The sequence below is a fragment of the Collinsella acetigenes genome, from assembly GCF_012844445.1.
Lineage (GTDB): Bacteria > Actinomycetota > Coriobacteriia > Coriobacteriales > Coriobacteriaceae > Collinsella > Collinsella acetigenes.
Window position 1 is genome coordinate 391,189 of record NZ_JABBCP010000002.1, and the last position, 23,864, is coordinate 415,052.

The 23,864-nt window shown below is 54.6% G+C and carries 28 protein-coding genes and 1 tRNA gene; 14 read left to right on the top strand and 15 right to left on the bottom strand.

Annotated features, from left to right (window positions below; genetic code table 11):
- Nucleotides 1-50 precede the first annotated feature (50 nt).
- Nucleotides 51-127, top strand: a tRNA-Pro gene (locus tag HF320_RS04725).
- Nucleotides 128-731: 604 nt separating this feature from the next.
- Here the strand turns inward: HF320_RS04725 and HF320_RS04730 are convergent.
- The 6 genes from HF320_RS04730 to HF320_RS04755 are packed head-to-tail and all read right to left on the bottom strand — an operon-like array spanning nucleotide 732 to nucleotide 5,568.
- Nucleotides 732-2,129 (bottom strand): sensor histidine kinase, encoded by a 1,398-nt coding sequence (locus HF320_RS04730; RefSeq protein ID WP_169277263.1) that lies wholly within the window; start codon nucleotides 2,127-2,129, stop codon nucleotides 732-734.
- Between the two features lie 26 nt (nucleotides 2,130-2,155).
- Nucleotides 2,156-2,818, bottom strand: a complete 663-nt coding sequence (locus HF320_RS04735; RefSeq protein WP_117770652.1) for a response regulator transcription factor — start codon at nucleotides 2,816-2,818, stop codon at nucleotides 2,156-2,158.
- Between the two features lie 45 nt (nucleotides 2,819-2,863).
- The gene (locus HF320_RS04740) at nucleotides 2,864-3,265 is read right to left on the bottom strand and encodes a hypothetical protein (protein WP_169277264.1); all 402 of its coding nucleotides are present in this window, start codon (nucleotides 3,263-3,265) and stop codon (nucleotides 2,864-2,866) included.
- Nucleotides 3,258-4,073 carry an ABC-2 family transporter permease gene (locus HF320_RS04745; RefSeq protein ID WP_169277265.1) on the bottom strand — a complete coding sequence of 272 codons (816 nt, stop codon included), beginning with the start codon at nucleotides 4,071-4,073 and terminating at the stop codon, nucleotides 3,258-3,260. Before HF320_RS04745 ends, HF320_RS04740 begins: the two co-directional genes overlap by 8 nt.
- Nucleotides 4,073-4,843 (bottom strand): ABC-2 family transporter permease, encoded by a 771-nt coding sequence (locus HF320_RS04750; RefSeq protein ID WP_169277266.1) that lies wholly within the window; start codon nucleotides 4,841-4,843, stop codon nucleotides 4,073-4,075. The genes HF320_RS04745 and HF320_RS04750 overlap by 1 nt, the downstream gene beginning before the upstream one ends.
- A complete protein-coding gene (locus HF320_RS04755; protein ID WP_169277267.1) occupies nucleotides 4,840-5,568 on the bottom strand; it encodes a lantibiotic protection ABC transporter ATP-binding protein in 729 nt (242 codons plus the stop codon). Before HF320_RS04755 ends, HF320_RS04750 begins: the two co-directional genes overlap by 4 nt.
- Before the next feature lie 195 nt (nucleotides 5,569-5,763).
- On the opposite strand from HF320_RS04755, the gene HF320_RS09145 reads away from it, so the two are divergent.
- The gene (locus HF320_RS09145) at nucleotides 5,764-5,925 is read left to right on the top strand and encodes a TetR family transcriptional regulator (protein ID WP_169277268.1); all 162 of its coding nucleotides are present in this window, start codon (nucleotides 5,764-5,766) and stop codon (nucleotides 5,923-5,925) included.
- A gap of 502 nt (nucleotides 5,926-6,427) precedes the next feature.
- Here the strand turns inward: HF320_RS09145 and HF320_RS04765 are convergent.
- A complete protein-coding gene (locus tag HF320_RS04765) occupies nucleotides 6,428-6,604 on the bottom strand; it encodes a hypothetical protein (RefSeq protein WP_169277269.1) in 177 nt (58 codons plus the stop codon).
- Nucleotides 6,605-6,883: 279 nt separating this feature from the next.
- Between HF320_RS04765 and HF320_RS04770 the strand changes: the two genes are divergently transcribed.
- The 7 genes from HF320_RS04770 (at nucleotide 6,884) to HF320_RS04800 (ending at nucleotide 11,610) form a co-directional block, all read left to right on the top strand.
- Nucleotides 6,884-7,237: a recombinase family protein gene (locus tag HF320_RS04770; protein ID WP_211158951.1), complete on the top strand. Its 354-nt coding sequence runs from the start codon at nucleotides 6,884-6,886 to the stop codon at nucleotides 7,235-7,237.
- 51 nt (nucleotides 7,238-7,288) lie between these two features.
- Nucleotides 7,289-8,236 (top strand): serine hydrolase, encoded by a 948-nt coding sequence (locus tag HF320_RS04775; protein ID WP_169277270.1) that lies wholly within the window; start codon nucleotides 7,289-7,291, stop codon nucleotides 8,234-8,236.
- A gap of 201 nt (nucleotides 8,237-8,437) precedes the next feature.
- Nucleotides 8,438-8,755 carry a restriction endonuclease subunit S domain-containing protein gene (locus tag HF320_RS04780; RefSeq protein ID WP_169277271.1) on the top strand — a complete coding sequence of 106 codons (318 nt, stop codon included), beginning with the start codon at nucleotides 8,438-8,440 and terminating at the stop codon, nucleotides 8,753-8,755.
- Between the two features lie 256 nt (nucleotides 8,756-9,011).
- A complete protein-coding gene (locus tag HF320_RS04785; protein WP_169277272.1) occupies nucleotides 9,012-9,752 on the top strand; it encodes a CDP-alcohol phosphatidyltransferase family protein in 741 nt (246 codons plus the stop codon).
- Nucleotides 9,753-9,809: 57 nt separating this feature from the next.
- On the top strand, nucleotides 9,810-10,241 hold the full coding sequence (locus HF320_RS04790) for an FHA domain-containing protein (RefSeq protein ID WP_169277273.1): 432 nt from the start codon (nucleotides 9,810-9,812) through the stop codon (nucleotides 10,239-10,241).
- A gap of 1 nt (nucleotide 10,242) precedes the next feature.
- A complete protein-coding gene (gene ftsR, locus HF320_RS04795) occupies nucleotides 10,243-11,073 on the top strand; it encodes a transcriptional regulator FtsR (RefSeq protein ID WP_373571813.1) in 831 nt (276 codons plus the stop codon).
- Between the two features lie 3 nt (nucleotides 11,074-11,076).
- Nucleotides 11,077-11,610 carry an adenine phosphoribosyltransferase gene (locus HF320_RS04800; protein ID WP_169277274.1) on the top strand — a complete coding sequence of 178 codons (534 nt, stop codon included), beginning with the start codon at nucleotides 11,077-11,079 and terminating at the stop codon, nucleotides 11,608-11,610.
- Here the strand turns inward: HF320_RS04800 and HF320_RS04805 are convergent.
- Complete coding sequence (locus tag HF320_RS04805; RefSeq protein ID WP_169277275.1) at nucleotides 11,607-12,260, bottom strand: DUF1836 domain-containing protein; 654 nt, start codon at nucleotides 12,258-12,260, stop codon at nucleotides 11,607-11,609. The genes HF320_RS04800 and HF320_RS04805 overlap by 4 nt on opposite strands.
- 95 nt (nucleotides 12,261-12,355) lie before the next feature.
- Between HF320_RS04805 and HF320_RS04810 the strand changes: the two genes are divergently transcribed.
- Entirely contained in the window at nucleotides 12,356-13,228 is an 873-nt protein-coding gene (locus tag HF320_RS04810; protein WP_169277276.1) for a DegV family protein, read from the top strand.
- 208 nt (nucleotides 13,229-13,436) lie between these two features.
- Nucleotides 13,437-14,555 carry an IS1249 family transposase gene (locus HF320_RS04815; RefSeq protein WP_169277277.1) on the top strand — a complete coding sequence of 373 codons (1,119 nt, stop codon included), beginning with the start codon at nucleotides 13,437-13,439 and terminating at the stop codon, nucleotides 14,553-14,555.
- Between the two features lie 435 nt (nucleotides 14,556-14,990).
- Here the strand turns inward: HF320_RS04815 and HF320_RS04820 are convergent, their stop codons facing one another.
- A complete protein-coding gene (locus HF320_RS04820; RefSeq protein WP_169277278.1) occupies nucleotides 14,991-15,926 on the bottom strand; it encodes an NAD(P)/FAD-dependent oxidoreductase in 936 nt (311 codons plus the stop codon).
- Nucleotides 15,927-16,069: 143 nt separating this feature from the next.
- On the opposite strand from HF320_RS04820, the gene HF320_RS04825 reads away from it, so the two are divergent.
- Nucleotides 16,070-17,329, top strand: coding sequence for an MGDG synthase family glycosyltransferase (locus tag HF320_RS04825; RefSeq protein ID WP_169277279.1), 1,260 nt, complete (start codon nucleotides 16,070-16,072; stop codon nucleotides 17,327-17,329).
- 18 nt (nucleotides 17,330-17,347) lie between these two features.
- Here HF320_RS04825 and dut read toward each other — a convergent pair whose 3' ends face one another.
- From dut to HF320_RS04840, 3 genes are read right to left on the bottom strand one after another with little or no spacing between them, the layout of a single operon-like run.
- Nucleotides 17,348-17,791, bottom strand: coding sequence for a dUTP diphosphatase (gene dut, locus HF320_RS04830; protein ID WP_169277280.1), 444 nt, complete (start codon nucleotides 17,789-17,791; stop codon nucleotides 17,348-17,350).
- A gap of 8 nt (nucleotides 17,792-17,799) precedes the next feature.
- Nucleotides 17,800-18,243 (bottom strand): transcriptional regulator NrdR, encoded by a 444-nt coding sequence (gene nrdR, locus HF320_RS04835; protein ID WP_169277281.1) that lies wholly within the window; start codon nucleotides 18,241-18,243, stop codon nucleotides 17,800-17,802.
- Between the two features lie 52 nt (nucleotides 18,244-18,295).
- Nucleotides 18,296-18,724 (bottom strand): LysM peptidoglycan-binding domain-containing protein, encoded by a 429-nt coding sequence (locus tag HF320_RS04840; RefSeq protein WP_169277282.1) that lies wholly within the window; start codon nucleotides 18,722-18,724, stop codon nucleotides 18,296-18,298.
- Between the two features lie 151 nt (nucleotides 18,725-18,875).
- Here HF320_RS04840 and lexA point away from each other — a divergent pair, with 151 nt between their 5' ends.
- Both lexA and HF320_RS04850 read left to right on the top strand, forming a co-directional pair.
- A complete protein-coding gene (lexA, locus tag HF320_RS04845) occupies nucleotides 18,876-19,526 on the top strand; it encodes a transcriptional repressor LexA (protein ID WP_169277283.1) in 651 nt (216 codons plus the stop codon).
- 5 nt (nucleotides 19,527-19,531) lie between these two features.
- Complete coding sequence (locus HF320_RS04850; protein WP_211158952.1) at nucleotides 19,532-20,248, top strand: heparan-alpha-glucosaminide N-acetyltransferase; 717 nt, start codon at nucleotides 19,532-19,534, stop codon at nucleotides 20,246-20,248.
- On the opposite strand, the gene hflX is transcribed toward HF320_RS04850, so the two are convergent.
- Genes hflX through miaB form a run of 3 tightly spaced genes read right to left on the bottom strand, consistent with a single transcriptional unit; the run spans nucleotide 20,231 to nucleotide 23,861 of the window.
- Nucleotides 20,231-21,568: a GTPase HflX gene (hflX, locus tag HF320_RS04855; protein WP_169277284.1), complete on the bottom strand. Its 1,338-nt coding sequence runs from the start codon at nucleotides 21,566-21,568 to the stop codon at nucleotides 20,231-20,233. The two genes, HF320_RS04850 and hflX, sit on opposite strands and share 18 nt — an antisense overlap.
- Nucleotides 21,565-22,506 carry a tRNA (adenosine(37)-N6)-dimethylallyltransferase MiaA gene (miaA, locus tag HF320_RS04860; protein WP_248276605.1) on the bottom strand — a complete coding sequence of 314 codons (942 nt, stop codon included), beginning with the start codon at nucleotides 22,504-22,506 and terminating at the stop codon, nucleotides 21,565-21,567. Before miaA ends, hflX begins: the two co-directional genes overlap by 4 nt.
- Nucleotides 22,503-23,861, bottom strand: coding sequence for a tRNA (N6-isopentenyl adenosine(37)-C2)-methylthiotransferase MiaB (gene miaB / locus HF320_RS04865; protein ID WP_169277285.1), 1,359 nt, complete (start codon nucleotides 23,859-23,861; stop codon nucleotides 22,503-22,505). Before miaB ends, miaA begins: the two co-directional genes overlap by 4 nt.
- Nucleotides 23,862-23,864 lie beyond the last annotated feature (3 nt).

Below are 23,864 nucleotides of genomic sequence, written 5' to 3' on the forward strand. Positions count from 1 at the left end.
AATTCGCTTTGAGTAAAGTATTCTTCGTTGCGCAAGACGCAACGACATATCGGGACGTGGCGCAGCTTGGTAGCGCACTTGACTGGGGGTCAAGGGGTCGCTGGTTCGAATCCAGTCGTCCCGACCAGAAGTTTGCAGGTCAGGCACTTGGTGTCTGACCTTTTTGTTTTAAGCAATTGCTTAATTTTCAGTAAGCAACAGGGTGCCAAAAATCTACCTATGCGATATTCGCTTTTTACGGTTACTTGCGCGTTTTGCACGCGCTTGAGCCAATTTATTAACGCGATATGATTCTACATACGCGCGGCTGGTACACGCCGAGAACGAGCGGTATTTATCGCGGCGATTTACGCAGATATAGCAACTGTAACGAACAAGCGTGTCGCTGTATTTATTCCAGTAGTTCATTTGATCGGTGGACAAGTGGGCGATTGCAACGAAACGCCAACCAGGATGGGCTCTATACGAGGACGCCGCAGGGGTAATGGCGGGGAGTGCGGCGGGCGCTCTGAGAGCCGCTGTATGACCCCATGTCTCCTTAACTCGATAATTTATGTTTCAAGCTACGAATCGGTCGAGCAATTGCCAAAAGAAAGGCCCATGCAGGATTGCACGGGCCTTACATCAGATCAAATTTGAGCTAGAAGCACCAAACGGGGCAGACGCAACACCATCTCGTCGCGGCCTCGGCAAGCGACATATCGCAGTCGAGGTAGACATCGAGGAAGTCGTCAGATCCCGCACAGCGGGACCGCGATGGTGGCCACCGCGCCGCCCGAGGGACTGTTGGCGAGCGAGACGGAGCCCCCGTGGGCGCTCGCGGCCTCGGAGGCGGCGTGGAGGCCGAGCCCGTAGTGGCGGCCTCCGTCGCGCGAGGAGCGGGAGGAGTCGTCTGTGAAGAGGCGCTCACAGCCGCGTTCGAGGGCGGCGGGAGAGAAGCCCGGTCCGTCGTCGGCCACCTCGATGACGAGGTGTCCGCCCGCGACGTCGCAGGAGACCGCCACGCGCGAGCGCGCGCGCTCGGCGGCGTTGGCCACAAGGTTCGCGGCGGCTCGCGCCAGGGCGGTTCGGTCGAGCGGGGCCTCGGGCGCTCCCGCGACAGCGGGGCCCGTGGCCGCGTCGAGCGTCACGCCTCGCGCCCGGGCGATCTGAGCGGCCTCGGCGAGGACCTGTTCGCAGAGCTCGGCCGGCCGCATGGGGGCCCTCTCCGCCCCGCCGGACCCGCGCGAGGCCTCGATGAGCAGGCGCACGTAGCCGTCGAGCCTTTCGACACTGCCGGCTATGTCGCGCGCGGCGGCCGCGAGGTCGGCGTCTTTCTCGTCTTCCAGCTCCTCCGCCACGAAGTCGGCGTTGGCGCGCAGCACGGTGAGCGGCGTCTTGAGGTCGTGGGCGAGCGACGCCACCTGCTCGCGCTGCCCCCGCTCCGCGGCCCAGCAGGCCTCGAGCGACTCGGCGAGGGAGGTCCGCATGGCGTCCATCGCGGCGAGGACGTCGTTCACCTCGCGCACGTTGGTGCTGCCGACCGCGAAGTCGAGCTCCCCCGCGCCGACGCGCCCCGCCGCCTCCGCGAGCGGCGCCATCTTGCGCGAGATCACGCGGCTCGCGCGGCGCGCCACGAGCGCGAGCGCGAGCGCGCTTCCCGCAGCGGCGCCGACGAGCATGAGGTTCTGCGGGTTGGGAAGCAGGCCGGCGAGATCACGCGAGACCCACTGCGGCAGGTACTCGCTGACGAGTGCGCAGGCCCCGCCGCCCTTAAGCGGGAACGCGGCGTAGGTGAGGCCCGAACCCCCGCCCTCGATCTCCACTGTGCCCGGATCCGCGGCGAGTGCCGTACGGGCCATTTCCGTCGCGTCCTCGAGCCGCGTGCCCTCGAGGTCTGTCATCAGCACGTATCCGTCCTTGTTCAGGATGAGGTAGCGGTACGCCGTCGGCACGTCCTGCTGCCCGCAGACGCCGTCGCGTGCCAGGCCCTCCGCGACCTCGCGCGCATTGGCCGGCCCCCAGCTTGCCTCGTAGACGAAGCCCGCGTTGATCGCCACGGAGAGCGCCATGAACGAGGCGAGCCACGCCGTGGCGACCGCCGCGAACGCGTAGGCGAAGTAGCGCGCGATGACGAAGGAGAGCGGCATGCCCCCGCGACCTCGCGCCCCGGTCCTCAGAGCTGCCACTTGTACCCCATCCCCCAGACGGTCGCGATCGGATCTGCGCCGGCCTCGGAGAGTTTCCTCCGAGCGCGGCTGACCTGCATGGATATGGCCGCGTCGTCGGCGTCGCTCTCCCAGCCGAGCACCGCCTCGCGTATCTGCGCGCGGCTCATGACCTGCCCGGGGTGGCGGGCGAGGTACTCGCAGATGGCGTACTCGGTGGGCGTGAGCGGCACGGCCTCGCCGCCCACGGCGAGGCCGCGCGCCCCGAGGTCGATCCGCACCTCCCCGAAGGAGAGGGCGTGCGAGCGCGGCCGGCGCTCACGGCGTAGATGGGCCGCGACCTTGGCGCGCAGTTCCGCGGCCCCGAAGGGCTTGCGGACGTAGTCGTCGGCGCCCAGGCCGTAGGCGGCCACAGCATCCTCCTCGGCCACGCGCGCGGTCAGGAAGACGATGGGGCCGTCGAAGTCCGGGCGGATCTGCCGCACGAGCTCGAAGCCGTCGAGCCCCGGCATCATGACGTCGCAGAGCACGAGGTCGAAGCGCGAGAGGTCCATCCCCGGGACCGCCGTCGGGTCCGCCGCCCTGACGACCTCATGGCCGTCGCGGCCGAGGACGCGCGCGAGCGCGTCGAGGATCGCCCGTTCATCATCCACTGCCAGTATCCTCGCCATGTTCGACCTCCTGAAACTCCCGTCAGCATTGTACTTGCGCCGCGCTCAGCGGTCCAGAGCCCCGCGCGCAGCCGCGGGTGCCTCGGCCGCGTCGCACGCGCGGTAGCGCACGCCCGAGCCGCCGCGCGCCTCGATCTCGAGCCAGCCCTCGCCGTCCGATTCCCGCCCGAAGAAGATGAGCTGGAGCTCTCGGACATTGTCCCTGTCGTCCGCCGCGTCCACCAGGTAGACGTAGTTCGCCCCCGCCCCGGTGGCGACGGCGTAGGAGCTCGCGCGGCTGCCGGGCTCGGGAGCGGGCGCCCACATGGCGATCTCAGGGTTGGACGGCACGCGGTCGGCGATCGAGCGCAGCGTCGACCCCCAGCCGGCGTCGAGCAGGACATTCCCGCCCAGGACGAGCGCTGCGGAGAGGAGGGCGAGCGCGGCGGCGAGCGGCTTCCTATGCATCTGCCCTCCCGTCCTCGAAGCGGCGAAACCAGGCGAGAAGGACGGCGGCGGCTGCCAGGGTGAGCACGAGGCTGGCGAGCGCAGTCGTGAGGAGGGGGCCCGCCGCGCGTGCGGCGTCGATGAAGGCCTCCACCCCGAGCGACCCCAGGCGCGCGGGCCAGGCGAGCGGCACCCAGCTCAGGGGCGTCGCCAGGGCACCGGTGAGCTCGCCGGTCATGAGGCCGTGCGCAAGTCCGCCCACCGAGAAGAACGCGAGGAGCGTCCCCGCCGTGCCGGCGCCGATGACGGCGTTGCGGCCGAGGCGCAGGGCCACGCCGAGCCCCAGCGCGTAGAGGGGCAGGCTGCCCAGCACGATGCCCGCCCAGGCGGCCGCAAGCGGAGCGGGCCCGAGCGGCAGGCGCCCGGCGACGGCGAGCACGGCCCCGAACACGCCGAGCGCCACGGCCAGCGCGCCCGCGCCGAGCGCCGCAAGGGCGAGCAGCTTCGCCGCGACGGTGCGCCCGCGCGAGGGAACCGCCGTGAGGTTGGCGAGGCGCCCGGCAGCGCGCTCGTCGTCCACGGCGAGCCCGCAGACGATGGCAGACATGAGCGGCATGAGGGCGCCGAGGAACTGGGCGTAGGCGTCCGCGCCCAGCGCCGGGTCCCATCGGGCTACGGAGAAGTACTCGCCGCAGGCAAGACCGGCTGCCAGGCCGCAGACGAGGTGCACCGCCGTGAGCGGAGAGCGCGCCAGGCGCAGGGCCTCGGAGAGCAGGGCCCGCGAGAGAGTCATGCGCGGCGTCGGGTCGGAGAGTCGTGTCACGGCCATCACCTCTCCTCGGAGCGCGCGAACCAGGCCGCGCCCGCCGCCGTGAGCGCGGCGAACGCGAGCGCGCTGACCGCAAGGCCCGCCAGCGTGAGCATGCCGTCTGCCGCGAGCGCCCCGCCGAGCGCCATGTCCGCCGCGAGTGGCTCGCCGCTCGGCAGCACGGGGATGAAGCTCGTGGGGATGACCATGCTCGCCGACGGCGGAAAGAGCTGCGGCAGCGGCACCAGCGACCAGGCGAAACCACCCACGAGCTGCGCGGCAAGCGGGCAGAAGATGCCCACGAGCATGCCGAGCCGCTCCGTGAGAAAGAGCCCTGCGGGGATCATCCACGCCGCGGTCACCGTGTTGACGAGTGCGCTCAGGAGCATCGTGAGCGTGCCCGCGGCCGTGAGGCCCTGCGAGGAGAAGGCCGATCCCGCGAGGTAGATGCCGAAGACCACGAGGTTCGAGAGCGTGCAGAGCGCGAGGCACCAGAGCGCCTTGGCCCACCAGGCGCGCCCGAGCGGGAAGCCCAGGCCCAGAAGCCCCCGCATCCGCGTGCGAGCGTCCGCCCGCGCGACGCACGCCACCACGAGCGAGAGAGACACGGGCAGGAAGAGCGCGTACCAGTAGTTCCACGCGCTGAAGATCTGCACGCCCCGGTAGGGCATCGCGCCGAGCAGCGGCATCGGCAGCGCCATGAGCACGGCCAGGCGAACCGGTGCCGCGTGGCGCGACTTCAGGGCCTCGGCGCGCAGGCCCGCGAGCAGGCCGCCTTTCTCGCCCGTCATGCCGCCACCTCCCCGCGCGCTCGTCGCCCTTCCCGGCAGAAGCTCATGAAGAGTTCCTCGAGGTCCTGCCCGGGCCGAAGCGCATCCTCGTAGGCGAGGCGCCCCCCGCAGATGATGCCGATGGTGTCCGCCATCTGCTGCACCTCGGAGAGGATGTGGCTCGAGACGACCACCGTCGTACCCGCCGCCGCGAAGCCGCGGATCTGGTCGCGCAGCTCCTCGATACCGATGGGGTCGAGGCCGTTGGTGGGCTCGTCGAGCACGAGCAGGCGTGGCCGAGCGATCAGCGCCAGCGCGAGCCCCAGGCGCTGCCGCATGCCCATCGAGAAGCGCCCGGCGCGCTTCTTCCCGGTGTCCGCGAGGTCCACGGCGGCGAGCACCTCATCTATGCGGCTCTCGGGAAGGCCCAGCAGCGTGGTGCGCACGCGCAGGTTCTCGCGCGCGGTGAGGTTGGGGTAGAGCGGCGCCTCCTCGATGAGGCTGCCGATCGTGTAGAGGTCCTCGCGGCGCCAGGCGTGCCCGGCAAAGAGGATCTCCCCGGCCGTCGGCCGCAGCATCCCGCAGATCATCTTGAGCGTTGTCGACTTGCCGGCGCCGTTGGGACCGAGCAGCCCGTATACCTCGCCCTCGCGGATATGAAGGCTCACGTCGGCCACGGCGTCCTGCGCCTGCTCGCCGCGGCCGAAGCGCTTGGTGAGCCCGCGCGTCTCGAGCATGTAACCCATGGGTTCGTCCTTTCTCTTCCGGGCGCGCGGGCCGAGTCACCGTGCCCGCGCGCCTTACCTTTCGGGTTCACCATCCATGGTGGGGCGCGTTTCTAACGAAGCCGTAACGGCCGTTGGGCTCTTTTGGCGCCAGCCCTTCTCGACCCGCACGCCACTCATGGTATTTTTATCGTGATAATAAGGACGGAGGTGCCCGTGGCACGCAATAAGTACCCGGAGACGACGGTCGAGAAGATCCTCGACGTAGCCGAGCGGCCCTTTGTGGAGCGCGGCAACGAGCACACCACGATGGCAGACATCGTCGAGAGCCTCGGCGGCCTCACAAAGGGCGCCGTCCATCATCATTTCAAGAGATAGGACGAGATTTTCGAGGCGGTCTTCGAGCGTGCCACCCGTGGAGTCGTGGCTCGCGCCCGACGAGATTCTCGCGACAGATTTCATGGACAGTTTCTCCCTTTGAGTCATACGGGAAAAATATATACGGTCTGAGGGCATTTTAAATACCCAAGCGCCCACAGCACCGAGCGTCGACTGCATCCGGCCTTTCGCATTCGCCGCCCGGCTCGTCGGTCCTGCCCGGCCGACAGGTTTCCCATCTACGGCAAAACGATTGCACTTATATATGTGCATTCCCAGATTGGGAATGTGTTTCAGCCTACGCCGCCGCAGAGCTACACCCGCAGCGCACTACATCGCTACACCGCTACACGCCTACATAGCTACACGCCGCCGCCCTGCCGAACAGAAAGAGCGCCCTTCAAAGGCGCTCTCAAGCCAAGCGCATTGTTATTATTCAAAATCCCAAGCAGCCGATTCGAAGAGACGGCAAGCTCAGACCACCCGTTTGAGCCCAGATAGCCTATTCGAGAGTACCCGGATCGCAATCGGTCTTGCCTGCGGCACCGCTCGCTCCCCGGTAGCCGATGGACTCAGAAAGACAGCCGCCTGCCACCGATGTTGCCGCTGCGGCAACACTCCAGAGATATCCATGCCTTCCCGCACACTTCAAAAAGCAATCGACTCGTTTGGCGGCCACGAGGCGACCCCAACGCCGCGCCCGCTTGAAGGCAGGAAGCATGCGCAAAATCGGAACCCTGATCGCCGAGCTTTGCCCCGAGGGCTTTAATTTAGTAGGACGATAAATAATGCGTTCCTAAATTGAAAATAGGTTATCAAAGTCGGTTTCAGAACTTCAAAAATTTTTTTGATTTTTTTGAAAAACAGTTCCGCTTTGTACCCCTATTTTCTCCTATTAGCAGAGGGAGTAATTCCTGTAATGCTAAATCGGATTACATAAAGAAAGGAGGATAAGAGAATGTCAAGGACTTCAAAGATTACAGCACTCTATGAGCGTTTATCAAGAGATGATGACCTTAATGGTGAGTCAAACTCAATCACCAACCAAAAGCAATACTTGGAAGATTACGCCCGAAGAAATGGCTTTACGAATATCCGCCATTTTACTGACGATGGTTTTTCGGGTGTGAATTTCAATCGTCCGAGTTTTCAAGAACTGATTAAGGAAGTAGAAGCAGGAAATGTCGCAACGATTATTGTTAAGGATATGAGCCGATTAGGGCGAAACTATCTGCAAGTCGGCTTTTATACGGAAGTTCTGTTTCCGCAGAAAGATGTCCGTTTTCTTGCGATAAACAACAGTAATGTTTAACGGAAGGTTATATTTTATTAGAAATAACGAAATGAATTTGTAGGTGAGAGTATGAAGAAGAATAGAAAATACAAAAAGATAAAGATAATAATGGTTTTTACAACAGTCTTGCTTATAGCGTTTGTAGCAGTAGTTGGATTATATAAAACAGGGATTTATCGTTTTGATTTTTTTAAGGATGTGTATAAAAAAATCGATTTTCAACTGAGTACAAATGAGCTTAACATTCCTCAGGACGCTCTTTCGTTTTCTGTTTATGATATTGAACAGGGTGAATATTTATTTTACGAGGGAGATAGCCAATTGCCCACAGTAGCAAGTTTGGCAAAACTATTTGTCATTGACTATGCTTTGACAAAAGTTAACTTGGAAGATGTTATTGAAGTAAATCAAGAGGTATTGGATCTTGTGCCGGCTGGGTCATCTTTAGCAAATCTAAAAGTTGGGAAGTACACAGTAAAAGAAATAATGGAAGCTATGCTTGTTCCTTCGGGAAACGATGCTGCCTATTCGTTGGCATATTATATTGCTAAAAATGAATTAGGAGAGGGCTATACAGCAACGGAATATATAAATTATTTTACGACAGAGCTAAGTGAGTATTTAATTGAAGAAGGCTATTCTAAAACAAATTTGTATAATGATCCGAGCGGGGCATCTATGTCAGCCGATACACATTTGGATGATATTAATCGTGTAGCCTTGAAGCTTTATAATTATGATTTTGTTAAAGAATGTGTAGGGAAAAGCACTTTCTCAATTCAAACTCCACAAGGTGAATTTACTTGGAAAAATACCAATAAGTTTTTAGATAAAAAGTCACCGTACTATAATGAAAATGTAAAAGGAATAAAAACAGGAACTATGGCATCTTCCTATAATATTGTTGTTCTTTATAAAAAAGATGGCAAGGAATATTTGATTACCTGCTTGGCATCATTATCAGATGAAGGAAGATATAAAGCAGTGCAGTCCGCTATAAATACAATTATTAAATGATGTCGAAATATCTTTTAATTAAAGCGTTAAAGTGTCGTGGACAAGATAAAGATTAGTTTGGTGAAACAACAATAGTTGAAGTACGAAAAACATCGTAGAAATACGGTGTTTTTTGTTACCCCAAACCCTACAATTTTATACATAACCACAGGTTAGTACAAATACCTTGTGTGATTTTTTGAAAGGCATAAAAAGGCAAAGATGATTTCATTCTCGCCGCTCAACCATAAGCGACACTGGATCAGCGAATACTCGCATTTCGAAATCCCCGTCCCGCCCATCGAGGTGCAGCGCGAGATCGTCCGCATCCCGGACGAGTTCACCTCTTTGACCGACGAGCTGATCGCCGAGCTGGCGAGAGAGGTTACCGCCCGCCGCCAGCAGTACGCCCACTACCGCGACCGCCTGCTGTCGCGGGAGAGCCTGGAGGCGATAGACGGTAAACCGGTCGAAATGAAAAGGCTGGGAGAGGTTTGTCTAATTGAAACCGGAAGATTAAATGCCAAGGCGGCGACTTAGCACAGGTCAGGGTCATTCTTACCCCGCTGGGGGTCAAGGGGTCGCTGGTTCGAATCCAGTCGTCCCGACCAGCATGAATTGCAGGTCAGAGGTTTTTACTCTGACCTGTTTTTTATCCTTAAACGTGGTTGCCTCAGGGAGTTACACTCGGCAACCAGGTCGTATCTTTCCACCCATGCGTATTTCCGATACCATGGTTAATCGGCCTTTTCGCGGGTATCATGCAAACGTGAAAGTATGCACTCAAAGGAGCCTTGTGGGTCTGAAAAAGAAAATCAAAAAGGAGCTCATCGGTACATCCGATTATCCTTCTAATAAGATTTTTACTATCTCCAATTTCATCACTGCAATTCGCCTCATACTCACTCTCGTTTTTCTTTACTTGTTTATCAATAACGAGAACCGCTATGTCGCGCTTGTGATCTACGCCATCGCCGCCTCAACCGATTGGCTTGATGGCCAGATTGCACGTATGACAAAGACGGTTAGCTGGCTTGGCAAGATGATGGATCCTATCGTCGACAGGGCCTTGCTTTTCACCGGCGTTTTGGGACTTGTGGCTCGTGGCGAGTTACCACTCTGGGTTTGTGTTGTCATTATCGGTCGTGATGTATACCTTGCCTGCGGCAATTTCATCGTCCGACGCTATCATCGCCGTCCCATCGATGTCGTATATACCGGAAAAATCGCCACTGCGCTGCTCATGACGGGCTTCAGCCTCATGCTCCTTGGCCTTCCTGTACTAGATGGCTTCGGTCTGCTTCCCGCCGCGCTTACGCAGTTCCCGGGCCTTAACGGATCTTCCGTACCCATGGGCATCTATTTTGTCTACGCCGGCGTTTGCTTCTCGCTTATCACTGCCGCTATCTACACGATTAAAGGCGGCATCGCCATTAGACAAGCCGAGCTTCATCCCGAAGATGAGGATGATGATTTCCTTAATCCAGAAATTGATGATAGCGATGAGGACGTTACTTCTGGAGCGTATACCGAATAAGTAGGGTAGAATAAACTCGTTATCTTCGTCTTATTAGCTTGATATATGGGGGTTCTCATGGCCGCTGTAGACTCCACACATAATTCCGTTCCTTCCGGGGATGCAACCTGCGTTTTTCGCATGCCCATGAACGATATGACTGCTCCCGACCTTATGAAGGCGCAGGTTATCTCTAAGCCCGTTTTGACGATTATCAAAGGGCCGCAGACGGGCAATACGTTTGAGCTTGAAGGCGCACTCACGACCGTTGGTCGCGATCCCGCAAACAGCATTTTCTTGAATGACATGACCGTTTCACGCTCTCACGCAAAAATCAAGCATGATGCCTCTGGGGTCTCTATCGAGGACCTTGGTTCGCTCAATGGCACCTGGGTCGATGGAGCCATCGTAAGCAATGCACCGCTTCATGACGGCTCTTCTATTCAAATTGGCACATTTACCCTTATCTATCACGAAAGCCAGCCGGAGCGCATCGAGACCGGTGAGTAGCTTGGCTGAGCGAAGCTACCTCAGCATCGGTCAGGTTGTGAACTATCTGCGCGGTGCATATCCCGATCTTTCAAATTCAAAGATTCGCTTTCTGGAAGACGAAGGGCTTATTACGCCTCACAGGACACCTAAGGGCTATCGACAGTACTCTAAGGAGGATGTCGATCGCCTTGAGGTTATTTTGCACTTGCAAAAAACCAGGTATATGCCGCTAACCGTTATCAAGCAAAAACTCGATAGCGCAAACGATCTTTCCACCCTGGCCTTTGAGGTGGGGCTGCTCTCTGACCTTCCCATGAAGACGGAGCCCAAGGAAACCAAGCAGAAGCTTCATCCCATCGAAGACATTCCCGATATCCTCGGAGTCGAGATTTCGTTTATACGCGCGCTCGCCGAAAACGATTTGATTCGCATTATCAAGAGTCCTCAAAATCGAGATCTTGTTGATGGGCGAGATTTTGAAATTATTCGCTATTGCGCCGAGCTCAATCGATTTCATATCGAACCGCGCAATCTTCGTCAGTATGTTTCTGCCGCAAATCGAGAATCCACCATGTTTGAGCAGGTCCTTATCGGAATGCTTGGGATGGATGATTCCGATGAAGGCCGCGAAGCAAAGCTTGAACGAGCCTTTAACAAGCTCCACGATTTGACCGATGGCGTTCGCACCGCACTTCTCAAAAACCGTGTGTTCGAGTCCCTCAATGCCGTTGTCGAAGATGCTGACGTCAACGTGATAGATGATGAGCTTACTCGCGCCGCTGCTGCAGCCACAGAAAAGAATGACAAACCCACGAGCACTACTGTAAGCAAAAGCACAAAACGGGGGTAACCAATGGATGTAAAAGAACTCGAGTCCTATATTGTCGATATACCCGACTATCCCGAACCGGGAGTTATCTTTAAAGACATCACGCCGCTTTTTGCCGACCCCAAGCCGTTCAGGGCGATGGTTGATGCGTTCGTCTCTCACTACAAAGACGAGGGGATTACAAAGGTAGTCGGTCCGGAGGCGCGCGGTTTTATGATTGGCACCCCCGTTGCTCTAGAGTTGGGCGCCGGCTTTATTCCCGCTCGTAAGCCCGGCAAACTTCCTCGCGCCACCGTTTCGGCTTCTTATGAACTTGAATATAGTACGGACACGCTCGAGATTCACGCCGATGCCATTCAGCCGGAAGATCGCGTCTTGATTATCGACGATCTTATCGCAACTGGCGGTACAGCAGCAGCTACGGGCAAGCTAATCCAGGATATGGGCGCCACGCTTGTGGGCTACGCGAGCATTCTTGAATTATGCTTCCTCAATCCGCGCAAAAAGCTTGCCGAGTCGGGCGACCACGATCTTTTCTCGCTGATTAAGGTTAATTAACGAGCACCCACTCCACTGTTTTCAAAGCCTGCAAATTGGAGATAGGCCATAAGCAACGCTTTTGATGCAAAAGCCTGAGCTGCAGCACGCACAAGAAGCTCTTCGCGACTGATTTCACCTGTCTCGCGAAGAGCGCGTTCCAACGATTGAACATCGGTGGCCGAAAACGTCATATCAACGATGTGATTGATTTCGGCCACCATGTGGTCATACGCCTCTTGCGGCGAGCTGACGACCGATTGGATTTTAAGGAGCTGCTCAATTGCCGATATGCTCAAAAATTGTTTAAGTATACAGATGAGAAGCAATCGAGAAATCTGCTCGCGACCATACTGCTTTTTAACGGGCGGGCTAACGAGATGCATCTTAACGTAGTTGTTGATCATCGAAGGGGTCAGCCACTCGGAACTCGAGCATCGATCGAGCGGCTTTAGTATCAAAGTGATATACGAGATAACCTGATCGCGATAGAGCGGTACGTTTGGAAGCTCATCATATGTAGGAAGCTTGGACGATCTGATTTCATCCATCTCCGCCGAATCCATAAAGCAATCAAACGGCGGCCGTTGTATAAGCTGGCCAGCATCAATAGCAGGGGAGTTGTCAGACATCGGGATAAGTGATGTCAGCTGCGCCTTTGTTTTGTCCATTGACCCACCTCGCTATGGCTATACGCATAATCGCTCCATCTAGTATTGTATACTAGATGGGAATCCTAACGGTATGCATTGCAAAGGAGAAGTAGATGAGCTGGGCCATCGTTGCTGATTCAAGCTGCAATCTTCGCTCAATCGAAGCTTCCGATCACTCAACAGAATACTCAACAGTTCCCCTTGTTATTCATGTAGGGGGAGTGGATTATGTTGACGACGAAAACCTGGATGTTCATGAGCTCAATCGAATCATAGCCGAGGAGCCAGAAGCTTCTTCAAGCTCTTGCCCGAGCGCAGGTGTTTGGGCAGAGCAATTCCGCAAGTTTGACAACGTAATTGCAATTACGATTTCTGCCAACCTTTCGGGGAGCTATGAAGCTGCCTCCATGGCACGAAATATAGTCCTTGACGAGTATGCACGCGAGCATGAGGGCGTCATCTCGGGCAAGAACATTCATTTGGTAGATTCGCGTGCGGCAGGTGGAAAACTCGAAGTGCTTGTAACCGAATTAAGTAGGTACCTAAACGATAATGACCCCACGTTTGAACAAGCCGTTGCCTTTATTGACAATATTGAAGAGAAATCACAGGTGCTTTTTTCGCTGTCGAGTTATGAGAACCTCACTAAAAACGGGCGCATGCCTCGATTAGCAGGAACCCTTGCAAGCAGGCTGAACATCCGCGTGCTTGGCACCGCAAGCCATGAGGGGACCATCAAGATCGTTGGCCCCGCACGCGGCGAAAAGAAAATGGCTAAGAAAATCATCGCTTCCATGGAAGGCGATGGATTCTCCGGCGGTCTTGTCTTTATCGATCATGTTGAAAATGAGCCGGCTGCACTCCAGCTCAAACAAACCATACTCGAGCGATGGCCCGAATCCGAAATTCATATTCTTCCATGCGGAGCGCTATGCTCGTATTACGCAGAAAATCAAGGTTTGATTATTGGATACACCTGGGCATAAGGAAGCCAGACTCAACCTTTTGGGCTTATAGGACAAAATGTGTGTCTGCTTTAGGGGCGTCGGCGCAGGTCGACGCCCCTTTTTCAGCCGTTTAAATTCCGTGCCCGCTTTTAACCGCTCGGACAGAATGTGTGTCCGGTTGCCTATCGTTCCCGCTGGTAGATAACCTTTTCCGGAACCGTTAAACACCCTTTCGGAAGAGGTGCCCATGAAGGCCGTTTATTGCCCCTACTGCGGCGGTCGGACCAAGCGCAACGGCAGGACCCCATCGGGGTCCCAGCGGTGGAGGTGCACGGCCTGCGGCGCGTCGACGACGCTGAGGCACGACGACACGGCGGCGAGGCTCGAGGAGTTCCTCGGGTGGCTCCTCTCCAAGGACTCCCAGGCGGCGATGCCGGGCGGCGGGAGGTCCTTCAGGCGCAGGACGGCCGAGTTCTGGGAGGTCTGGCCGATGCCCGTCCCCGACGGCGAGCTCCACCGCGTGCTCTACGTCGACGGGATCTGGGTCGCGCGCGAGCTCGTGGTGCTCATTTGCTGCAGCGGCGAGAGGGTGGTCTCCTGGTACATGGCGAGGTCGGAGAACTCGAGGGCGCGGTCGGCCCTCATGGCGCCGATCCCGGCGCCCGAGGTGGTCGTCACCGACGGCGGGAGCGGGTTCGCGAAGGCCGTGCGCGAGACCTGGCCGCGCACCAGGGTCCAGAGGTGCACCTTCCACGCCTTCTCGCAGGTCAAGCGCTACACGACGACGCGGCCAAAGCTCCAGGCGGGACGCGAGCTCCATCTCATTGCGCGCGACCTCATGGGCATCGAGGCGCTGCACCAGGCCGAGCTCTGGGTCGAGCGCTACCTCGACTGGTGCGGGTTCTGGGCCGACTTCCTGGAGGACAGGACCGTGGCGGACGGCAGGAGGGTCTACACCCACGAGAGGCTGAGGCGGGCGCGCTCGTCGCTGTCGTCGCTGGTGTCGGCGGGGACGCTGTTCACCTACCTCGACCCCGCCCTTGCCAAGGCCGGCCCGCTGCCGTCGACCAACAACATGATCGAGGGAGGGGTGAACTCGCAGCTGAGGGCCGTCCTGCGCAACCACCGGGGGCTGACGTCCATCAAGCGCGTTAAGGCGGTGTTCTGGTGGTGCCATGCGCATTCGGGGGACGCGAGGACGGCGCGCGAGAAGCTCGCCACGATGCCGACCGACGCGGACATCGACTTCCTGTTCAGCGTCTACTCCGCCTCGCCGTCGCGCGAGGACGGAGGGCCGGAATGGGGCGACAGGGCCGTGTGGGAGGACCTCCACCGCAGGGACCCGTACCCGTTCTGGCTGGATTAATGGATGGAAACGGATGTTCTATCGGGACACACATTTTGTCCTATAAGCCACCTTTTGATCAGTGCGGCAGTAATTTGATTTGCTGCCGCACTCTTTTTAACTCTTACTTCAACTTTACATAAGATATATTATCTACGATTTGCCTAGAAGCACATGCATGCATGGATTATTGGAATGCAGTAGATAAAAATTGATCCGTCCAACCGATAGGCGTCGTGATTACAGACGAAGCAGCGTAAACTGAACGCCGATTTGATCAGCGGAGCCAGCAATGCAGATTAACTGGATTTGCTTCGTAAGCAATATAAGGACACTTCCACGTACAGGGATGAAGAAAACTAGAACGATCAATCCGTTGCAATCGGTATTACAAAAAACGTCCCCCTGAACAGCAAACAATCCTAGTAAATAAGAATAATTTTGATACTTAGGTACCTAAATTAAAGCTAGATAATTATAAGCAGAAGTTGCGGCAATAGCGCCATCGGAAACAGCTGTAACAACCTGCCTAAGGGGCTTTACGCGCATATCGCCGGCGCAGAAGAGCCCTGGGGTCTTTGTAGACATATCTTCTTTGGTAATAACCCCACCGTCATCCGCTCTATCAACGTACTCATTAACGAGACCGGCAACAGGATCAAATCCCGTAAAGACGAACACACCAAATGACCCAGGATTATGACGTTCTTCGGTTAGCTGCTGTGTTAAGACATTCTTCAAGACAATGGTGGTTGGAAGCGCATCGCCCGCAAGCGAATCAACCAAAGTGTTAAAACGAACATCGATATTTGCCGTTGCTTGAATCTTATTCACAATACCCTTGGGGGCACGGAATTGATCGCGGCGCACAAGCATGATGACACGTGAGGCGATGCGAGACAGGAATAGAGCTTCATCACAAGCTGCCTTACCACCACCGATTACATAAACAAGTTTTCCTCGATAAAACATACCGTCACATGTCGCGCAATAGGACACTCCCCTTCCCGTAAAGGTATCCTCACCCGTAAATCCCGCCTTACGAGCTTTAGCACCCAGGGCGCAGACAATAGCACGTGCGCTAACCTCGTCGGATCCGATGTTTAGCAAAAATGAACCGTCAGGTTTGCGATGCAGCGCATCGACAAAATGCTGCACCTGGTCGACGCCGGCATCCAAAGCATGCTGATACAGAGCAGATCCAAGTTCAAAACCGCTGATATCGGGAAGACCGGGATAATTATCGACGATATCAGTCTGAGCAATCTGGCCGCCAGGTAAACCCGGTTCGAAAATAACGGTTTTCAACCCAGCACGAGCGCCATACAGGGCCGCGGAAGATCCAGCAGGGCCTCCGCCAATGACCGCCAAATCACACTCTGTCGAAACCATGGCTCATCCTTTCATGCGCGCTAACAACATGCGTGTTTCACATTACACGGTAATACTACCCATCAATTCATGTTTATCTCTCGAGCTTGCGCATCAATTCAATTCTCATCGTAGAATAGAGTCCACGTCGACAAGGAGTCCTTATGAGCGTTGAGCAGAACCCTGCCTCAACAATTGCATCAAATTCTCAACCCGTCATCACCGTCATGCACGCATCGGTTGGCTCTGGACACAAGGCGGCAGCGAATGCCGTTGCCCAAGCCATCGATAAGTTGCGCGGCACCCATGGTATTCCAGAGAACGTCAGAGTCGACGTTCTGGATGTTCTCGATTATGGTCGCATTAAATTTGACGGCAATAAAACGGCAGCCTCTTTTACCGGGGCCACAAGACCAATTTACGACATCACCTGGCGCTACACGCTTACAGGACGTCTTCTATGGGGCGGCGGTACGGGTTGGTCTCGCGTGATGTTCCCCTCGTTTAACGATTATGTTCGCGAAAATAAACCGCTTGCAATTATTGCGACCCATATCACAGCCGCAAACGTCGCCTGCGGTGCACGATTGATTACCGGTGTCGAGTACCCCCTGGTCTGTATCCCCACCGATTATGAAATCGAGGGCTGGTGGCCTCATAAAGAAACCGACTTGTTCTGCGTTGCAACCGAATTCATGGCAGAAACTCTCAGACCGCGCCATGTTGAAGAGTCCAAAATCAAGATCACAGGCATCCCCGTACGCGACGGTTTCGATGCTCCTTGCGACATCGAGCAGATAAAAGAATCCTTTGGACTCCCCCTCGACAAAAAAATTGTATTGGTTATGGCTGGTGCCTCACTTCCGCAGCCCTATGTTCGATTTAGGGCCGCTATCGAGCAAACTATTCCCTATCTACGTCGATTCGATCGTATGCACTTTGTTTTTCTCCCTGGCAAAGATGAAGAATATTCAATGCACCTGAAGTCGGTTTTTAATGGCATGGGGCTCGGCAACGTGTCGGTTCTCGATTACGTCGAAGACATGGCTTCCCTCATGAAAGCATCGGATGTTGCCGTTCTAAAATCTGGCGGACTCGCGGTTACTGAATGCCTTTGCGCAAAGCTACCTATGCTCTTGCTTGGTAAATCATATGGCCAGGAAAAAGCAAACACCACCATGCTCACATCGTTTGGCGCAAGCCTGCATGCCACAACCTTTCGAGAGCTTATCACCACGCTCAATCATCTTCATGAGAATCCAGCCGCGCTTAAAGCGCTGCTTGTTAATGCAAATGCACTTCGAAAGCCGCACGCTGCCGAAGACATCGTTATCGAAACCATGAAACGAGTTGGCGTGCCCGTAAAACGAACACGCCATTTTGCTGAATTCTATATTGGTGATAAACCGGCGCACATCCGATAGCACGAGGAGCGATCGCGTCTAGGCAACTCCGCTGGAGCCAAAGCCACCCGCACCACGATCGGTCTCGTCTAATTCATCAACCTCGTGCAAGCAAACGGTTGGAACTTCTTGGATTACAAGCTGGGCGATTCGCTCGCCCTTTTCAAGGTGAATAGGTTCTTTTGCATCAAGGTTGATAAGAATGACCTTGAGTTCACCGCGGTAGTGAGCATCAATGAGACCGGGAGTATTGACGATAGACAGCCCACGCTTAAGAGCAAGGCCGCTTCGAGGTTGAACAAAACCCGCATACCCATCGGGCAAAGCGATAGCAAGACCCGTAGAGACAAGACGACGCTCAAGTGGAGCTAAATCAACACTCTCATTGCAGCGCAAATCGAGACCAGCATCACCGGAATAAGCATATTCCGGAAGGCTCACAGCGGGATCTAAGCGCTTAATAGAAACATCAACACGAGACATACGGGCAATCACCTCAAATTTTGAAGTTCTTTAAAGAACTCATCGACATCTTTAAAGTCACGATACACGGAAGCGAAGCGTATGTAGGCCACTTTATCGAGTTTCTCAAGACGCTTAAGGACCATATCGCCAATTTCATGAGAACTAACAGCGGTAAGCGTTCTGCTGCGCAGCTCGCGCTCTATATCGTCGATTAGACCGTTAAGAGCGGCAAGATCGATATCACGCTTTGACGTAGCCCTCATAAGACCCACTAGAAGTTTATTTCTATCGAAAGGCTGAGTGGAACCATCGCTTTTAATAACTTCGATGGGATCTTCACAACGCTCAAATGTAGTAAATCGAAAACCACAGCCGCAGCATTCGCGACGGCGCTTAATAGCATTGGTCGCTTCTTGGGTACGCGAGTCTACAACACGTGTATCGGCATTACCGCACTTTGGACAACGCATGGGAACCTCCGAATCTAGTAAAAATCAGAATACCCCATGCAATAAGAAATCCCTATTGAAAGGAGGCGGGAACCAGAAGGTCCATACCAATAGAAAGCTCAGAAGAATTAAGGCCATTCCAAGAGCGGATCAGCGCAACGGTATCAGAGGTACTCAAGTGCGAAACAGGATGCTCCTCAGCGATATCCCAAAGCGTATCGCCCGATTGAACAGAGATGACGGCACGCGAAACATTCGCAGAAGCGGTATCAAAAGCACGCTGGGAAGCAGCCGAGGTAAAGAAAGTAAAAGAAAGCGCGATCACAGCGATGACAACAACGAAAAACAAACCAGCTTTTGAACGCGCATTTGCTACTGGAGCCTTCTGGGCAGAGACGCTCACATGATTGAAAGAACGAGAATTACCATCAATAACTTGGAATGAAGGATGCGTGTTATACGACTTAAGCGCCAAGTTACCGTATGTCATGGAATTATTCATCTCTACACCTCTCTTGTTCGTCCAAGAAGAGTTATATATCCTTGCGCGGACAAAGGTACTAGCGCAAGAACGAATGTTCGTATATTATTATCTACGAACAGTTGTTCCAGTCAATAGAAATTCGAACATTTGTTTGGGTTGAGGAGTAAGTATGGCACGAAAAATCACCAAGCGCCAACAGCAAATCTACGATTTCATCCGCTCCTACCAGACGGAGAAGGGCTATCCACCCAGTGTTCGTGAAATGGCGGCAGCCGTTGGTCTCTCCTCCCCTTCAACCGTGCATGCGCATCTCTCCGCTCTCGAGGCCCATGGCCTCATCAAGCGAGATAAAACCAAACCCCGCGCTCTGGAGGTATTTGAGCAGGAGGGCAACCCCGATAATAACCTCGACATCTCCCAGGAATCTCCTGTAGCCGAGATGCGAGGCGTTGTCTCTCTCCCGCTTGTTGGCCGCGTGGCAGCAGGCATGCCGATCTTGGCGGAACAAAATATCGAAGATACCTTTACCGTCCCAACTGAAATCGCCTCAGACTCAAGCTCCTTTATTCTTGAAGTACACGGCAACTCGATGATCAACGTCGGCATCTACAACGGTGATTACATTATTGTTCGCGAACAACCCAGCGCAATGAATGGCGATATTGTCGTTGCCATGATTGATGGCTCTGCAACAGTCAAAACATTCTATAAAGAACGCGGCAGAGTTCGTCTTCAGCCGGAAAACGATGCAATGGAGCCCATCTTCGCTGACAACCCGACCATTCTTGGCAAGGTTGTTGCCCTCATGCGTCGTCTGTAACGCCAATGAAAAAAACGCTCAGCCCACAAGGCAGAATTCATATCATTGACGACATGCGAGGATTTACCATCATCTCTATGGTGTCTTTTCATATCTGCTATGACTTGGCCTATCTCTACGCCTTGCCCATGGACTGGTTCACCTTAGGCTCTTTTCAAGATATCTGGCGATGCTCCATCAGTTGGACTTTTCTATTTCTTGCTGGATGGTCCACATCTTTTTCGAGAAATAACCTAAAGCGAGGCCTTCTATATTCCGCCATGGCTCTTCTTGTATGGATAGCTACGAGTGTTGCCAGCGTCGATACGCCCGTTAACTATGGAATTTTATTCTGCATGGGTGCCTCGACGCTTCTCTTTGCGTGCTTGGAAAAAATCAAAACGCCCCATCCGCTGCTCATAACGATAGTAGCTCTTGCGGCTTTTTTCCTAACATATCAAATTCCACGAGTAACCTATCCGATAGAACATCTCGCCTGGCTTGGTTTTCCCTCCCCCACTTTTATGTCGGGGGACTATTATCCATTGATACCGTATTTCTTTATGTATATGGTAGGAGCAGGATGCGCTCGTCTATTTAATGAAAGGGCAAAAGAATACCCTTCATGGGCAACAAGGAGATGGAGTCGGCTCCTAGAATGGATTGGCACCAAAAGCCTGCTGATCTACCTCATCCATCAACCCCTTGCACTATTGGCACTAGAGCTAATCTTCGGTAACTAACGGGAGACTCTCGCACTCTGCCTTACCTGCGGGCCCCTGTTCATACTGACGCAAAAGGCCAGCTAGCTTAGAAGGCACCTTTGCTGTGATAAGCATGCCTTCAGGAATAAACTCTTCATTCAAGATCACTCCCTGCTCATGGATTTGAGCGCGCAGCGACGCATTAGCATAGGGCAGCATCACGGTGAGCAACTGATCGGAAGCAGAGGCTCGAAGAGCTAGGGTATCAATAAGGGAATCTATACCATAGCCAGTATAGACAGAACAAAATACCTGATCTGGATAGCGCGATTCGAGAGCGTGGACATAGGACGCTTCAAAACGGTCACATTTATTATTCACCGTAACGGAAAGCTGTTCACCGGCGCCGATTTCATCGAGCACTCGATTAACCGCTTCGAGATGCAAATCAGCATCCTCATCGGAATAGTCAACAATCTTTAGAATTAAATCTGCTTCAAGAACCTCAGCAAGCGTCGATTTAAACGCCTCGACGAGGCCGTGGGGCAGTTTTTGGATAAATCCAACCGTATCGGTAATGGTAACAACGCGACCGCCGGGAAGGCTATAGGAGCGAGTAGTTGGATCGAGCGTTGCAAATAACTTGTCTTCCGAAAGAACACCCGCATCAGTCAATGCATTAAGCAACGTCGACTTTCCAGCATTCGTATAGCCGGCAAGTGCAACCCTAAACGCAGTAGATTCTTTCCTGTTCTTGGTCTGAACAGAACGGCGCTTTTCTAAGCCATTAAGCTCGCGTCTCAAAGAAGCAATCTTGTTACGAATCAAGCGTCTGTCAACCTCAAGCTGACTTTCACCCTGGCCAAAGCGACTTCCAATGCCACCACGAGTCTGCTCTTTGGCGAGATGTGACCACATGCCCCTTAGTCGGGGTAAAAGATACTGAAGCTGCGCAAGTTGAACTTGGATACGCCCCTCACGCGTTTTAGCATGTAGGCCGAAAATATCCAAAATCAAAGCCGTACGGTCGATGATCTTAGTAGGCTCACCAATCGTTTTCTCCAGATGACTTTGCTGAGCAGGCGTCAAATCATCATCGAAGATAACCGCATTAACATCAAGAGCAGCGACAAGCCGACGAACCTCTTCGACCTTACCAGATCCAATAAAAGATTTTGGAATTGGTTTATCGAGCCGCTGGACAACGCGACCAACTGTGAGAGCGCCGGCAGTATGAGCAAGCCGCTCAAGCTCATCGAGCGAGCGGTCTACCGGCCAGGCGCCATTTCGAAAATCAACCCCGACAAGCAAAACACGTTCAGGTTCGAGCTCTGTAGACAAAAAAGAAAATCGACTCACGCGGCACCCTCAATAAGCCTCTGCACCTCATCGGCAGTATCTGACGCGGAAAGGCCATCGACCTCAATCCAATGGTAGCGCGCGTCGCGCCTAAACCATGAAAGTTGCCGCTTCGCATATCTACGCGAACCGCGCTTGATCAACTCAATTGCCTCACCAAGCGACAATTCGCCATCGAGATACTGAAGAATCTCCTTATAGCCGATGGCCTGAGAAGCAGTGGAATCGCACTGCAGCCCCATCTCCAAGAGATGCTTAACCTCATCAACAAGACCGAGCTCAATCATCACATCGACACGCGTGTCAATCCGACGATAAAGCTCCTCGCGATTCATGGAAAGACAGAAGCGCATAGAGGGATAGCATTCCTTAGGCGTCGAAAATCCGGCTTTCTGATCGGCATAGCACAAGCCGTCATCAGCCATTTCAAGGGCGCGAATGACGCGACGAACATTATGTGGATGAATGACCTCGGCGCTTTTGGGATCGCGCTGCGCAAGAAGCCGATGCATATAGTCGGCGCCCATTGAACTGGCAAGTTCTTGATAGGCAAGGCGACGCTCGTCTTCAAACTCCCCTGATGGAAAACGCATATCATCGAGGGCGGCATTAATATACAGTCCTGTACCACCGCACATCAGCGCTACCTCTCCCCTTTGATGTTTCTCATCAATGAGCGCACGAGCATCGTGTTGATACAGCGCTGCGGAATAGGCAGTGGTAGGAGAAACAATGTCGACAAGTCTAAGCGGAACGGGTCGTTCGTCAACCGGCGTCTTTGCAGTACCGATATCCATCCCCGTATAAACCTGCATAGCATCCGCCGAAAGGACCTCAGTACCCCAGCGCTGCGCGAGACAGTCGGCAGTAGCACTTTTTCCCACAGCGGTAGGACCGGCGATTACAATAACGTGAGCCGGCAAAGAATCGAAACTCATCGCGGATCGCCGGTCACCGTGCCAGAAAGATACCAAGTGCGTGCGGCATCGACATCAACATCAACGATTTTGCCCACAAGCTGGTCAATTGAATAACCCGCGGGAATAGGCGCGTGAACCGTTTGGTTTTTTGCACTCTTTCCCATCAAGATAGATGCGTTCTTCTTCGAGGTGCCCTCAATGAGTGCGGGTACCACACGATGAAGATCGTGCTGGTTGAACTCGTTCGCGGTGGTTTCGACAACATGAACGAGACGATTGAATCGATCCAGAATAACCTCGCGTGGCGTCGGATCATCAATTTCGGCTGCCGGCGTTCCAGGGCGCTTGGAATAGATGAACGTATATGCCTGAGCGTAACGAACGGTCTCGGCCAGGGAGAGGGTCTGCTCAAAATCTTCCTCGGTCTCGCCCGGGAAGCCTACAATGATATCAGTCGAAAGAGCAATGTCGGGAATACGGTCTCGCACGCGCTCGATCAAGTCAAGATAAGACTCGCGTGTATAGCGTCTGTTCATGAGCTTGAGAATTCGAGACGAACCAGACTGCACAGCAAGGTGGAGCTGAGGCATAACGGCAGGAACCTCTGCCATGGCATCGATAGTCTCAGGCAACAGATCCTTGGGATGAGAAGAAGTGAAGAAGATGCGCTCAATGCCCGTATCGCCAACACGGCGGAGCAGCTCAGCAAAACGAGGCGAACCGAACAGGTCGCGACCATAAGAGTTTACGTTTTGTCCCAAAAGGGTCACTTCACGCACACCCATACGAGATAGAGCGGTTACTTCGTCCACAATCTCATCGAATGGACGGCTCTTTTCACGACCACGCACGTAGGGCACGATGCAATACGAGCAAAAATTATTACAGCCCGTCATGATGGGAACCCAGGCATGATAAGAAGTGGCACGATGCCAGGGCATCGTAGTCGCCGGGTTCTCTTCATGCTCTTCACAGCGAACATGATGGTTGCCATCGTCAAAGGCCTGGGCTATCAAATCGCCAACATGAGCGATACTATGCGTGCCAAAGACAACGTCAACGTTATCCAGATTGGTTAAAAGACCTTCCCCGTCACGCTGGGCAATGCAGCCTCCAACAGCAATTACGCGCTTTCCGGACGGAGGAGCAGGGAGGCTCTTGCAAGACAGGCATTGCCCGTAAAGTCTCGTATCAGCAGCCTCGCGAACACAGCAGGTCATGAAGACAACGATGTCGGCTTCCGCGGGGGTGGCAACCTCCAAACAGCCGCAAGAGTCCAACAGACCGCTCACACGCTCAGAGTCGTGCATATTCATCTGGCAACCAAACGTCTTGATCAGATACGTTTTGCCGTTAAGTTGTGAAAGAGACATGAC